This is a genomic window from Streptomyces siamensis, assembly GCF_039543605.1.
Lineage (GTDB): Bacteria > Actinomycetota > Actinomycetes > Streptomycetales > Streptomycetaceae > Streptomyces > Streptomyces siamensis.
Window position 1 is genome coordinate 1 of the sequence record NZ_BAABKB010000040.1, and the last position, 14,151, is coordinate 14,151.

General features: G+C 73.1%; 8 protein-coding genes. 3 read left to right on the top strand and 5 right to left on the bottom strand.

Annotated elements, in window-relative coordinates; genetic code table 11:
* Positions 1–358: 358 nt before the first annotated feature.
* Positions 359–907, bottom strand: a complete 549-nt coding sequence (locus tag ABEB03_RS37285) for a MarR family winged helix-turn-helix transcriptional regulator (RefSeq protein ID WP_345657360.1) — start codon at positions 905–907, stop codon at positions 359–361.
* 194 nt (positions 908–1,101) lie between these two features.
* On the opposite strand from ABEB03_RS37285, the gene ABEB03_RS37290 reads away from it, so the two are divergent.
* A complete protein-coding gene (locus ABEB03_RS37290; protein WP_345657361.1) occupies positions 1,102–2,376 on the top strand; it encodes an MFS transporter in 1,275 nt (424 codons plus the stop codon).
* 73 nt (positions 2,377–2,449) lie between these two features.
* Here the strand turns inward: ABEB03_RS37290 and ABEB03_RS37295 are convergent, their stop codons facing one another.
* The 3 genes from ABEB03_RS37295 to ABEB03_RS37305 form a co-directional block, all read right to left on the bottom strand.
* Positions 2,450–3,265, bottom strand: coding sequence for a class I SAM-dependent methyltransferase (locus ABEB03_RS37295; RefSeq protein WP_345657362.1), 816 nt, complete (start codon positions 3,263–3,265; stop codon positions 2,450–2,452).
* Positions 3,266–3,385: 120 nt separating this feature from the next.
* A complete protein-coding gene (locus ABEB03_RS37300) occupies positions 3,386–5,044 on the bottom strand; it encodes an ATP-binding SpoIIE family protein phosphatase (RefSeq protein ID WP_345657363.1) in 1,659 nt (552 codons plus the stop codon).
* A gap of 131 nt (positions 5,045–5,175) precedes the next feature.
* The gene (locus ABEB03_RS37305) at positions 5,176–6,543 is read right to left on the bottom strand and encodes an NAD(P)/FAD-dependent oxidoreductase (RefSeq protein ID WP_345657364.1); all 1,368 of its coding nucleotides are present in this window, start codon (positions 6,541–6,543) and stop codon (positions 5,176–5,178) included.
* 372 nt (positions 6,544–6,915) lie between these two features.
* Here ABEB03_RS37305 and ABEB03_RS37310 point away from each other — a divergent pair, with 372 nt between their 5' ends.
* A complete protein-coding gene (locus ABEB03_RS37310) occupies positions 6,916–7,683 on the top strand; it encodes a TetR/AcrR family transcriptional regulator (protein ID WP_345657365.1) in 768 nt (255 codons plus the stop codon).
* A gap of 459 nt (positions 7,684–8,142) precedes the next feature.
* A complete protein-coding gene (locus ABEB03_RS37315) occupies positions 8,143–10,188 on the top strand; it encodes a sigma-70 family RNA polymerase sigma factor (RefSeq protein WP_345657366.1) in 2,046 nt (681 codons plus the stop codon).
* A gap of 13 nt (positions 10,189–10,201) precedes the next feature.
* Here the strand turns inward: ABEB03_RS37315 and ABEB03_RS37320 are convergent, their stop codons facing one another.
* A complete protein-coding gene (locus ABEB03_RS37320; RefSeq protein WP_345657367.1) occupies positions 10,202–13,498 on the bottom strand; it encodes a BTAD domain-containing putative transcriptional regulator in 3,297 nt (1,098 codons plus the stop codon).
* Positions 13,499–14,151 lie beyond the last annotated feature (653 nt).

Here is a 14,151-nt window from a genome sequence, read left to right on the forward strand (position 1 = left end):
TCCGATTTCCTCGGTGCTTTCCAGGTTCCCGCTCTCGCGTTTCCCTTTCCGGCGGTTCCGACTCTATCAGACTCTTTCGTGTCTGACTCCCAGTCAGGGGGGCTTGTCTTCCCGGCTGTTGGGCCGTTCCGACGTCCCAAACTTTAGCGGATCCTCCCGGCGGTTCCTAATCGGGCCGTCGAGCCCGAATCGAATTGAATTCGGGCATGCCGAATTCACCCCGGTTGGGAGATCGTGCTGGTGGTTGGGTTGCCGCATCAGCGGCGGAGGTGCTGTCGCAGAACCGTTACGGCCCCGTGGCAACTCGAAGAACCTTACGGATCCGGCAGGACGATGTCAACCATCCCTGTCAAGATCTTTAATCGAGATCGCTGAGCCGGCCGCCGGCGTCCGGCTGGGCGTGCTCCACGCGCCGCAGCAGGCGGGTCAGGGCCTCGCCCAGGACACCCCGCTCCTCGGCGGACAGGTCCTGGAGCAGGTCCTCCTCGAAGACGGTGGCGAGGCGCATCGCCTCCAGCCACTTCTCGCGACCCTCGTCCGTCAGCTCCACGATCACGCGCACACGGTTCGACTCGTCGCGCTCCCTGGTGACGAGCCCCTCCCCGACCATGCGGTCGATGCGGTGGGTCATCGCGGCCGGGGTCAGGCCCAGCCGCTTGGCGAGGTCGCTCGGGCCCATGCGGTACGGGGCGCCGGAGAGGACGAGGGCCTTGAGGACCTCCCATTCGGCATTGCTGATGCCGAGGGCGGCGGTCTGTCGGCCGTAGGCGACGTTCATACGCCGGTTCAGGCGGGAGAGCGCCGACACGATCTTCTCGACCTGGGGGTCGAGGTCCTGGAACTCGCGCTGGTAGGCGGCGATCTGTTCTTCGAGTGTCGGCTCGCTGACGCCGGGAGTGTCGCCCATGGCGGCAGTATCGCACGGCGTCGCTTGGCGTTGAAGTCCTTCAAGGTGTAGAGTTCAACTCCTAACTTTAGCTTCGAAGTCTTCAGGTCTGCATTCATGCCCCCTGAACATGCGCCCGCACCGGCGACATGGGCAGGGGGCACGTACGTGGCCCAGGGGCTTCACGACCAAGGCAGGTGAAAGTGACCAGGGCGATGGGCGCAGCGATGCGCCGGATCCACGTGGGCAACGCTCTCAGCGCGTTCGGGCTCGGCTTTACCGTCCCCTTCCTCTACGTCTATGTGGCGCAGGTGCGGGGACTCGGCTCCATGACGGCGGGCGTCGTGCTCGCCGTCTTCGCCGTCGCCGCCCTGGTCGTGCTGCCGTTCGCCGGGCGGGCCATCGTCCGGCGCGGCCCGCTGCCGGTCCTGCTCGCCGCCCTGCTCACCGCCGCCGTCGGAGCGCTCAGCCTCGGCCTGGCCGGCAGCGCGACCACCGTGCTCCTGTCGGCCGCCGCGCTCGGCGCGGGTCAGGCCGTGATGCAGCCGTCGCTGGCGACGATGATCGTGGACTGCTCCACCGCGGACACCCGCTCGCGCGCCTTCGCGATGCAGTTCTTCCTGCAGAACCTCGGTCTCGGCGTCGGTGGCCTGATCGGCGGCCACATCGTCGACACGAGCAGGACGAGCTCGTTCACCCTGCTGTTCGCGATCGAGGCGGCCATGTTCCTGCTGCTCGTCGTGATCATGTCGACCGTGCGGATGCCGCGAGCACCTCGCATCGAGGGGAACGCGCCGCAGGCCAGGGGCGGCAACTGGAAGGAACTGCTCGGCAACCGGGCCATGGTGCAGCTCTCCGTACTGGGCTTCGTGCTGTTCTTCGCCTGCTACGGGCAGTTCGAGTCGGGTCTGTCCGCGTACGGCGTCGAGGCGGCCGGGATCTCCACGTCCGCGCTCGGCACGGCGATGGCCGCCAACACCGCGATGATCGTGGTCGCGCAGTTCGCGGTCCTCAAGTTCGTCGAGCGCAGGAAGCGGTCCCGGGTGATCGCCGCGGTCGGGCTCATCTGGGCCGTGGCGTGGCTCGCGGCCGGGTACGCGGGGCTCGGGCACGGCAGCCGGATCATGGCGACCGCCGCCTTCGTGTCGACGTACGCGCTCTTCGGGCTCGGTGAGGCGATGCTGTCGCCGACGGTCGCCCCGCTGGTGGCCGATCTGGCGCCGACGGGCATGGCGGGTCAGTACAACTCCGCCTTCGCCCTGGTGAAGCAGCTCGCGCTGGCGATCGGTCCGGCGGTGGGCGGTCCGATGGGCGCGTCGCTGCACGGCCCGTACATCGTCACGTTCCTGCTGTTCTCGCTCGGCATCACGTTCCTCGCCGTGCGCCTGGGACGGCAGCTCACGCCCGTGCAGAACCAGCCGTCGCTCGTGAGGAGCCGGGTGGTCGCGCAGGGCGGCGCGCCGGCGGAGCCGGTCACGGCGAGCGCCTGACGCACGGACGGACCGGCACGGACGGACGACGGCCGTCACCACGGAGCACCGTGGTGACGGCCGTCGTCGTGTCTCAGCGCACCGCCGTGACCAGGTTGGCCGTGAACGGGACGGTCGCGCTGCCGTCGGGGGCGGTGCGGTCCGCGAGGCGGGCGTGGACGGCGCGGCCGGCCCCGGCGAGGGCCTCCTCGCCCCGGGTGTCGATGATCGTCTGGCCCCAGGAGGTCGAGGAGAGCTGGCCGGGTGCGTATGTGTCGAGGGGCGGGAGCGCGACTCCGAAGCCGACCTCGCGGGCGGTGACGTCGTGGAAGCCGGCGGTGCGCAGGGCGGCGGTGAGGCGCTCCGCGGTGCCGGAGAAGGCGCCCTCGTAGTCCGCGGCGACCTCGGGTCCGCCGTACTCCCTGACGGCCTCGTACTGGGCGGCGAAGTACGGGATCAGCTCCCGGGCGGCCCAGGCGGTGGCGGCGAACCGGCCACCGGGCCGGGTCACCCGGGCCACCTCGGCGAAGGCGGCGTCGAGGTCGGGGAAGAACTGGACGCCCTGCTGGCAGACGACCGCGTCGAAGGTGGCGTCCTCGTAGGGGAGCTTGTCGGCCGGGGCCGTCGTGAAGTCGATGTCCGGGTACATGCGGGGCGCGTGCGCCCTGGCCACCCTGATCATGCCCTCGTTGACGTCCGCGCCGAAGACGCGGCCCGGCGGGCCGACGCGGGCGGCGACCGCGCGGGCCACGAAGCCGGTTCCGCACGCCAGGTCGAGAACCGTGGCGCCCGGGTAGAGGTCGACGGCGTCCAGGGCCGCGTCGACGAAGGGCGCCATGAACAGCGCGGCGTACTGCTCGTACCGCTCGGGGGCGGTTCCTTTGAGTTGAAAGCCCGTTTCGTCTGCCATGGGGGAGCTACTAGCACCGGCGGGTGCGGACGGCTAGATGGCGCGCGCAGGTGCCTCCGGCGTGCACCCCCTTCCGCCCGCCCCGTCCGCGCGCCGGGAGATCTCAGGTGACGGACGGGCTCACTTGGTGCCGCCGCGGGGCAGGACGAACTCGCACCACACCGCTTTCCCGCCACCGGGTGTGCGGCGCGAGCCCCAGGCGGAGGCGATCGTGGCGACGATGGCGATGCCGCGGCCGGCCTCGTCCCCGGGCTCGGCGCGGCGCCGGCGGGGCAGGTGCTCGTCGCCGTCGGTCACCTCGATGGTCAGGCGCCGGTCGGTGCGCCGCAGACGCAGTCGCATCGGCGGGGTGCCGTGCTGCAGCGAGTTGGCGACGAGTTCGCTGACGGCGAGGACGCCCAGGTCGTGCAGATCGGCGGGGAAGCGCCAGCTGGTGAGGACACCGGACGCGAAGGCACGCGCGCGTGGAGCCGCTTCGACCCCGCCGAGGAGTTCCAGGGCGGCGTTGCGGAACAGGTCGCCGTCCGCTCCGGTGCGCGCCGGGTGCTGGAGGACCAGGACGGCCACGTCGTCGTCGTGGTCGGCCGTGACGCCCGCCGAGCGGACCAGCCGGTCGCAGACCACCTGCGGTGTGCCGGTGGCTCCCGCCAGGGCACGCTCCAGCGCGGCGATCCCCTCGTCCAGGTCCTCGTCGCGGCGCTCCACGAGACCGTCCGTGTACAGGACGGCCGTGGAGCCGGGACCGAGCGGGACCGAGCCGGAGGCGTGCAGCCAGCCGCCGGTGCCGAGGGGCGGCCCGGTGGGCTCGTCGGCGCGGTGGACGGTGCCGCTCTCGTCCCGTACGAGGATCGGCAGATGGCCGGCGGACGCGTACACGAGGCGCCCCTCGTTGGGGTCGTGAACGGCGTAGACGCAGGTGGCGATCTGGTTGGCGTCGATCTCGGCGGCGAGGCCGTCGAGGAGCTGCAGGACCTCGTGGGGCGGCAGGTCGAGGCGGGCGTACGCGCGGACGGCGGTGCGCAGCTGGCCCATGACGGCGGCGGCGCGCACGCCCCGGCCCATGACGTCGCCGATGACGAGGGCCGTCCGGCCGCCGCCGAGGGTGATCACGTCGTACCAGTCGCCGCCGACCGCGGCCTCCGTGCCGCCGGGCTGGTACGTCGCCGCGATCCGCAGGTCGTCGGGCTGCTCCAGCTCCTGGGGAAGCAGGGAGCGTTGCAGGGTGACGGCCGTCTCGCGCTGGCGGCGCTCGCTGGCGCGCAGCCGTTCGGCGGCCTCGGCGTGGTCGGTGACGTCGGTGGCGAAGACGAGCACCCCGCGGCCCTCGCCGTCCGGGGCGATGTCGACGGGCGTGCAGGTGAACGTGTAGGAGCGACCGCTCGGCACCTTGCGGGACTTGACCGTGCGGGGCTTGGCGCTGCGCAGTACCTGGTCGAGGAGCGGGAGCAGGCCGAGCGCGTCCAGCTCGGGCAGTGCCTCGTGCGCGGGCACGCCGACCGGACGGGCACCGAAGGCCGCCGCGTAGGCGTCGTTGACGTAGGCGAGGCGGTGGTCGGGCCCGTGCACGAGGGCGACGAGTGCCGGGACGCGATCGAGGACCTCGCGCACGCGCAGTTCGTCGACGGCGAGGCCGGGCGGCGCGTCGTCGGTCAGCTGCTCGACGCGGGCCGCCGGCACGGAGCCTTCCCCTCGTCGGTCCGGGGAGACCGTGTGTTCGGTCCGCGCTGCGGCGCGGCGCTGCGTTCCGGGGAGCCGGGCGCTCCAGCGCGTGAAGTTCACAGTGGGGAAAGCCTCGTGTTGAGAAGGGCGAGCGGTTCGCCCGCCCGAGGTCGTGGACCAGTCTGGCAGTCTGGCGGACCGCGCCGACATCCGTCAGACGCCGGTCCGGCCGGTGGAGTTCCGCGGTCCGGTCAGGACGACCCCTTCGGGTCGTGAGGAGGCTTTCCACCGGCCGCGAGTTCGAACTCCGCACGGGGGTGTTCGAGCGAGCCGAGAGACACGATCTCCCTCTTGAAGAGCCCCGCCAGGGTCCATTCGGCGAGCACACGGGCCTTGCGGTTGAAGGTGGGCACCCTGCTCAGGTGGTAGACGCGGTGCATGAACCAGGCAGGATAGCCCTTCAGCTTGCGGCCGTAGACATGTGCGACGCCCTTGTGCAGTCCCAGCGACGCGACCGAGCCGACGTACTTGTGGGAGTACGTCTCCAGGGGCTCGCCGCGCAGGGAGTGCGCGATGTTGTCGCCGAGGGTCTTGGCCTGCCGTACGGCGTGCTGGGCGTTGGGCGCGGTGTCCGTGCCGGGCTTGTCCACGGTGACGTCCGGGACGGCGGCGGCGTCCCCGGCCGCCCACGCGTGCGGTGCGCCGTCGACGGTCAGCTCGGGGGTGCAGCGCAGCCGGCCGCGCTCGTTCAGCGGCAGGTCGGTGGCGGCGAGGATCGGGTGGGGTTTCACGCCGGCCGTCCACACGACCGTGCGGGTCGGGAAGCGTGCGCCGTCGCTGAGGACCGCGACGCGGTCCGCGCACGATTCGAGGCGGGTCTCCAGGCGCACGTCGATGTTGCGGCGGCGCAGCTCGGTGACCGTGTACCTGCCCATCTCCTCGCCGACCTCGGGGAGGATGCGGTCCGAGGCCTCGACGAGGATCCACTTCATGTCCTCGGGCCGGACGTTGTGGTAGTACCGCGCGGTGTAGCGGGCCATGTCCTCCAGTTCGCCGAGCGCCTCGACGCCCGCGTACCCGCCTCCGACGAAGACGAAGGTCAGCGCGGCGTCGCGGATCGCCGGGTCGCGGGTGGAGGAGGCGATGTCCATCTGCTCGATGACGTGGTTGCGCAGGCCGATGGCCTCCTCGACCGTCTTGAAGCCGATGGCGTAGTCGGCGAGGCCGGGGATCGGAAGGGTGCGCGAGACGGAGCCCGGGGCGAGGACCAGTTCGTCGTACGCGATCTGCTCGGCGCCGGCTCCCTCCTCCTCGGTGGCGAGGGTGGTGAGGGTCGCGGTGCGCTTGGCGTGGTCGATCGACTGGGCCTCGCCGATGACGATCCTGCACCGGCCGAGGACCCGGCGCAGCGGGACGACGACGTGCCGCGGGGAGATGGAGCCCGCGGCGGCCTCGGGAAGGAACGGCTGATAGGTCATGTACGGGTCGGGGGACACCACGGTGATCTCGACGTCGCCCCGCTTCAGTTCGGCCTTCAACTTCTGCTGGAGGCGCAGGGCCGTGTACATCCCGACGTAGCCGCCGCCGACAATGAGAATGCGCGCACGTTCCTTCACCATCCCATGACGCACCCGACAACAGCGTTTGTCCACAGCCCCGACAATTTGTGTGACCGGCCGCCGACAACGCGAAGAGTTGGCCGATTTGCCGGGCTCTGCAAGAAAACCGCAGCTCAGAGTGGGTGCGAGGGGGGCACGGAGGGGGCGCAATCGGGACGTAACCGACCCGTACTCCGATCGGGGGGCGCTCCGTGCGGAACCTGCCCCTTCTGAATTGACTGCCTCTCAACTATGTTCGTGTGTCGACGGAGTGTAGGGGGATGCGCTCCACGGGTCCGACGGGGACTCGTGCGGACGAGTTCGTGCCCCATGCTCCGGCTATCAATGGCGGGGAGAGTCTCCGGGGGGAGACGTCATTACCGGGGGAACGTTATGCACATTCAGGACTCTCATTGGTCTTCCGCGTCTGCCATCGCGCCCGGCGGCGCGCCGGGCGGCAACGGCCGGGTGCCGGCGGACGGATCGCGCACCACGCCGCTGCGCGTGGACGCACAGCGCAATCTCGAGCACGTCCTGCGGGCGGCGCGCGAGGTCTTCGGCGAGCTGGGGTACGGCGCGCCCATGGAGGACGTCGCCCGGCGCGCCCGGGTCGGCGTCGGCACGGTGTACCGGCGCTTCCCGAGCAAGGACGTCCTGGTCCGCCGCATAGCCGAGGAGGAGACCTCCCGGCTGACCGACCAGGCACGCGCGGCACTCGGCCAGGAGGACGAGCCGTGGTCGGCGCTCTCGCGCTTCCTGCGCACCTCGGTGGCCTCGGGCGCCGGACGGCTGCTGCCCCCGCAGGTGCTGCGGGTCGGCGTCGCCGAGGACGGCTCCGAGACGGACGAGGCGCGGGTGCCGCAGCAGCGCTCGCAGCCCACGCCCGAACTGCGGCTCGTCGAGCAGCGGCCGGCACCGGCCGAGGAGGAGTCGATCCTCGCGGCGGACGACGCCGGCGCGGCGGCCCTGCTCGACGTGGTGGGCCGGCTGGTGGACCGGGCCCGTGCGGCGGGCGAACTGCGCGCGGACGTCACCGTCGCGGACGTCCTCCTGGTGATCGCGACGGCCGCCCCGTCGCTGCCGGACGCCGCCCAGCAGGCCGCGGCCTCGGCCCGGCTGCTCGACATCCTGCTGGAAGGCCTGCGCTCCCGCCCGGCGTGACCCACGCCAGGGGGCGCTCGATGTGAAGCGTGCGGTCCTGTCGCCCCGGCCCCTGCGCCGATGCGCTCCCGGACGGGGCGCCGGTTCGGGCCGCGGGCCACGGGGCCGCAGCAGGCCGTGCGCACGAAGACCATGGCCGGCCCGAGTCATGCGCACGAAGGGGCCCGCTGCGGGCCGTGCGCGCCAAGAACACCGGCGCGGTACGCGCCGTGCGCACGACGGCCGCGGAGCGGGTACGGACGGCACCCTCGCACCGCGCTCCACCCCTATCGGGACATAACACAACTCCCGTTCGAGCAACGGCTGTTGACCATTCCCCGAACGAGTGACCCGTAGTACTCCCGGGCGGGAAGTCCCCCCGGACGAGTGGTTGGCCCGTACGGGAAGGACCCGCCCCTGGAGCGTGTGGCACTCTTGCCCGGTATTCGGGTCCGAGTGTGCAGGCGGGGGCTTTCCGCGATGAGTTTTGACGGGCGGGACGAGTCACCCGGCGACGGTGACGCGGACGGCGGCGCGGACGACAACGCGGAGACCGGCAAAGGCCCGGCAACCGGCGGAAGCCCAGAAGTCGGCGGAAGCCCGGGAGCCGACAACAGCCCGGAAACCGGCGACGACCCGACCCCACATGTGCCCGGCCAGGTGCCCGGCCACATGCCAGGACAGGTACCCAGCCAGGGCGGACGCCAGGGCATCCCCTCACCCCCCGTGCCCACCGGTGGAGCCCCCGACGCCGGCGTCCCGGCCCAGCGCGACCGGCGCGAGGACGGCGTGCTGCCGCCCCCGGTCGAGCTGCCGCCGTCCGACGCCGACCTCATCGCGCGGATGCGCGCGGGCGACGACACCGCCTACGAAGCGTTGTACCGGCGGCACGCGGAGGCCGTCCGCCGCTACGCCCGCACCTGCTGCCGGGACGCCCACACCGCCGACGACCTCACGGCCGAGGTCTTCGCCCGCATGCTCCAGGCGGTACGCGGCGGCAGCGGCCCCGAACACGCCGTCCGCGCGTACCTGCTGACGACGGTCCGCCGCGTCGCCGCGAACTGGACGAAGTCGGCGAGGCGTGAGCATCTGGTCGACGACTTCGCGGTGTTCGCCGCGCAGGCCGCCCGCGGATCCGAGGTGTCCGACGACGACACGCTCGACCTGGGCGCGGACGTGCGCGCGATGCACGAGGCCGAGCAGTCCATGGCCATGCGGGCCTTCCGGTCGCTGCCCGAGCGCTGGCAGGCCGTGCTGTGGCACACCGAGGTCGAGGACGAGTCCCCGAGCGAGGTGGCCACCCTCTTCGGACTCGACGCCAACGGCACCCGCGTCCTCGCCAGCCGCGCCCGCGAGGGCCTCAAGCAGGCCTACCTCCAGGCGCACGTCAGCACCACGCTCACCATGGACGAGGAGTGCGCCCGGTACGCCGACCGGCTCGGCGCCTACGCCCGCGGCGGGCTGCGCACGCGTGCCGAGCGCGGACTGCGCAAGCACCTGGAGGAGTGCGCCAAGTGCCGGCTGGCCGCCGGCCAGATCAAGGAAGTCGCCGGCGGCATCCCCGCGGTCGTGCCGGTCGCCGTCATCGGCTGGTTCGGTGCCGCCGGGTACGCCAAGGCCGTCGCGCTCGTCGCCGGAGCGGCGGGGGCCGCGGGCGCGGCAGCGGCGGGCAGCGGCTCCGGCGGGGCGAGCGCCGGAGGCGGCGCGGCAGCCGCGGAAGGGCTCGGGGCGCCGGTCAAGGCGGGCATCGCGGCGGGCGTCGTCGCCGTCGCCGCGACAGCGGTGGCACTCGCCCTGGCCGGCAACGACAGCCCGGCGAAACAGCCCGAGGCGAAACCACCCGCCTCGCCCGCCGTCGAGGCGCCGCTGCCGTCACCGAAGCCTCCGAAGCAGGCGCCCGCGCCGAATCCCCCGGCCCCGGCGCCCACCCTGCCCCCGAAGCCGACGCCCAAGTCCTCCCCGAGGCCCACCCCCGACGCGTCCTCCACCCCCACCCCCACGCCCAGGCCCACCCCGACGAAGGCGCAGCCCACGCCCCGCCCGACACCACCGCCACCATCGACGCCGACCCCGCCGCCGCCCCCTCCCGCGCCGGTCGTCTACCAGTGGAGCGAGCTCGGCTACGGCATCGAGGGCGACCACACCGGGCCCGAGATGCGGCTCGGTGAGAGCAGCTGGGTGTGGCAGCGCGACGACCTGTCGATCGCGAACGACCGGTACGCCCACGGGGTGACCGTGCACGGCCGGTCCTCCGTCACCATCGACCTCAACCGCGCCTGCTCCTCGTACGACGCGACGGTCGGCGTCGACGACCTGACGATGGGCCTCGGCAGCGTGCGCTTCTCCGTCCACGCCGACGGGACGCGGCTGTGGCAGTCACCGCTGATCGAGGGCGGCGACCGGGCCGTCCCCGTCCACGTCGACCTCACCGGCCGCAGGACGGTCCGCCTCGAGGTCGAACCGCACGGCCCGTTCGACTCCGCGTCGCTGGCGGACTGGGCGGAGTCGAAGTTCCGGTGCAGGTGAGCGCGGTACACCGTTACCCTGCGGCGCGCTCCCGCAGTGCGGCGGCCAGGTCCCGCAGGGCCTCCTGCGTGGTGAAGTCCGCGCCCGCGGCCCGCTCGGACGCGTGGCGGACCGGGCCGAGGGCGGCGAGCGCGGCGGCCTCCGTACGCTCGACGAGGGTCTCCTCACGGGCGGGCCGCGGATGGCCGCCACGCCACCGTGCACCCGCGGAGAGCAGCCGGACCGCGAGCGGATGGTCGCCGAGCTCGCCGACGAGCCCCGCGGCGACATCGACGAAGGCGGCCGCCACCACATCGGCACACCGCAGGTCGACCGCCTCCCGCAGAGCGTCGACCATCTTCCGCAGACCGATGAGCGGTCCGGACTCGGCGACCGTCACCAGCGCGTCGACCCAGTTGAGCGCCGCGGTGAACTGCGGCGGCGGGCTGCCCAGGGCGGACTCGGCGCGCGCCCGCTCGCACAGCTCGCGCGCGAAGGCGACCTCCCCTTCGTCCAGGACCATCTGGGCACGCAACAGATGGACGAACGGCCTGGAATCCATCACCCCGTAGCGGTCGGCGGCGGCGCCCGCCTCGTCCAGGGTCGCCAGGGCCTTGGACCGCTCGCCGGAGCGGTACGCGACCTCCGCCAGCCGCGCGATCAGGAACGGCGTCTCCGCGTACGCCCCCACCTCGTGGGCGAGCCGCAGCGCCTCCTCGTACTCGCCCTTCGCCTCGCCGAAACGGCTGCGCGCCATGGCCGCCTCACCGGCAGCGCTGCACACCTGGGCCCGCATCCAGCGGTCGCCCACCCGGCGGCTGAGCACGCGCAGCTCCGCCAGGTCGTCATCGACGCCGGGCATGCCGCCGGGGGCGTCGACGACCATGTGCGTGCGGAACATCAGCATGACGCCGACCTCCCACTCGCCGCCGTGCTCACGGCAGTTGGCGATCGCCGCGTCGAGTGCGGGCTGCGCGTCGGTCGCCCCGCCGAGGAAGTAGGACGCCAGCGGCCAGACGAGCCCCGGCATCCGGGCCGCGTCCGGGCCACCCGTCTTGAAAGCGGCCTGCACACGCTCGATGTACTCCCGCGACCAGCCGTCCGCCCAGTCGCCGGGCGGCCCGGCTTCCAGCTTCATGAACAGGTCGAACATCCGCAGCCTCATCCGCATCGGACGCAGCGGATGAGACGCGTCGCGCCCGGGTGCCTCCATGAACACCGCCACGGGGTCGACCGCCTGCAGCGCGGCGAGGAACGAGTGCGAGTCCTCCGCCGCGGGCATCGTGCCCAGTTCGGCCGCCGTGCCCAGCCGCAGCACGAGCTCCGTCCATTCCGTGCCCTCACGGCGGTAGTTGCGCAGCCACCAGAACCAGCCCATGGCGAGGACCACGGCGCCGGCCGTCTCCTCGTCGGCGGCGACGACCGTTCGGTGCAGGGCGGCCCGGATGTTGTCGAGCTCGGTCTCCAGCCGACGGATCCACGGGAGCTGCGCGGCGGAACGCAGCAGCGGTTCGGCCTCCTCCACGAGCGCCCGGACCCACGCGCGGTGCCGGCGCTCGGCCGCGGCACGCAGCCCGGGGACCTCGGCGGCGCGCTCGGCGGCGTACTCGTGGATCGTCTCCAGCATGCGGTACCGCATGCCGCCCCACTCGTCGTCGTACGGCGTCGCGACGATCAGGGACTTGTCGACGAGCGCCCCGACGAGATCGGCCGCCGGTCCGGTGCACACGGCCTCCGCCGCCGCCAGGTCCCAGCCGCCGGCGAACACGGACACCTCGCGCAGCACCGTCCGCTCCCGCTCGTCGAGCAGGTCCCAGGACCAGTCGACGACGGCACGCAGCGTCTGCTGGCGGGGCAGCACCGTACGGCTTCCGGAGGTGAGCAGACGGAAACGGTCGTCGAGCCGGTCAGCGATCTGACGGGGGGTGAGCAGCCGCAGCCGCGCCGCCGCCAGTTCGATGGCGAGGGGGAGACCGTCGAGCCGCCGGCAGATCTCGTCCACCGCCGCCGCGTCGTGCGGCGCGACATCGGTGTCGGGACGCACGGCCGACGCCCGCTCCATGAACAGCCGACGGGCCGGATCCGGCGGCAGGGGCTCCACCGGGCGCAGCAACTCGCCCGGCACACCGAGGGGTTCACGACTGGTCGCGAGGATCGTGAGCCCGGGACAGTGCGTCAGCAGGGTCTCGGCGAGCTCGGCCGCCGCGCCGATGACGTGCTCGCAGTTGTCGAGGATCAGGACCTGGCTGCGTGGGGCGCAGTGCTCGACGAGCAGCGCGACCGGGTCGTCCTGCGGCACGCCCGCCATCTCGTTGGTCATCAGGACGGTCTCACGCAGGCCGAGCGCGTTGACCACGGCGCCCGGGACCGCCTCGGGCCGGTCGAGCGGGGCCAGCTCGACGAGCCAGGCCTGCGGGAGCCCGGCGGCGGCCTCCTCCGCGAGGCGTGTCTTTCCCGAACCGCCCGGTCCGGTCAGGGTGACCAGGCGGGCCCTGCCGAGATCCGAACGGATGGCGTCGAGTTCGGGCTCCCGCCCCACGAACGAGTTCAGCCGAGGGCGCAGATTCCCGCCCCGCAAGGGCTCGGCCGGCCCGGCCTCGGGACCGCCCCCGGACGGCCCGTTCAGCAACTGCGCGTGCAGGGAACGCAGTTCCGGCCCGGGATCGGCGCCCAGGCCCTCCAGCAGTCCGCGGCGCACCTCCTCGTACGCGGCGAGGGCGTCCGCTCCGCGCCCCGCGTCGCGCAGGGCGCGGATCAGCAGGACCTGCAACCCCTCGTCGTACGGATGGGCCGTCGTCAGCTCCCGCAGCTCCGGTACGACGTCGGCGGCACGGCCGAGCCGGAGGTCCGCCTCGGCCCGGGCCCGCGTCGCCTCCAGACGCAGCGCCTCCGGACGGGTCGCCGCCGAGCGGTCGGGCAGGTCGGCGAGGGCCGGGCCGCGCCACAGGGCCAGGGCCTCGCGCAGGCGGCCGGCTGCGGTCGTGGGGTCGCCGCGGTCCAGAGCTGCCCGGCCCTCCGCGGCGAGCCGCTCGAAGACGAACAGGTCCACGTCGTCACCGGTGGCACGGAGGCGGTAGCCGCCCGCCTCCGAGGTGACCTCGTCCTTGCCGATGGCCCTGCGGAGACGGCCGACCAGCGCCTGGAGCGCGGCGGGGGCGTCCGCGGGGGGAGCGTCCGCCCAGACCTCGTCGATGAGGGTGGCCGGGCTGGTGGGGCGGGCGGGGCGCTGGGCGAGTGCGGTGAGCAGGGCGCGTACGCGGGGGCCGCCCACGTCCACCTGGGTTCCCCGGTCGTCCTCCGCCTGGGTGATCCCCAGAATTCTGTACCGCACCCGCCCATTCTCGCCGCCCGCACCCGCCGGAACACCGCCTTTCCCCGGCGAGCCGGTCCACACCCCCACCCGCACCCTCCCCGGGGCTCCGCCCCGGACCCCGATCGGCCTGAACGGCCTCGTCCTCAAGCGCCGGACGGGCTGAAGGGTGCGCCCTCCGCTCCCGGGCGGGACAGGCCGGGAGGGCCCACCGGAACTCGTAAGCCGCCCGGACCTGCCGTGGATCGGCCTGGACGGCCTCGTCCTCAAGCGCCGGACGGGCTGAAAGGTGGCTCTCTGCCCTCACGGCGGGACGGGACAGGAGCCGGCGCCGGACAGCCTGGGAACTGCCGCCGGACAGGCTGGAGAGGGGACCGGACGGGAGTCAGCCGCGGACGACCGCCCGGGGCCTCGACGACCGCCTGGGAGCTCCCGCCGGACCGGCTGGAGAGGGCACCGGACGGGCTCAGGGTTGCCCGGCCCCAGAGTTGTGCGGGAACCCGCGAGCTGTGCGGGAACCCGCGATGGACGCACCCGCAGCCGCCATCCCACCGAAGGGGCCGTGCCGGTGAATCAAATGCCCGTTGCGGACAGCGCCACGCACCCACCGAGGTCCTACCAGCACCGCCCCGCACAAGGGCTGCAACGGGCGGATNCGGACCGGAGGCAACCCA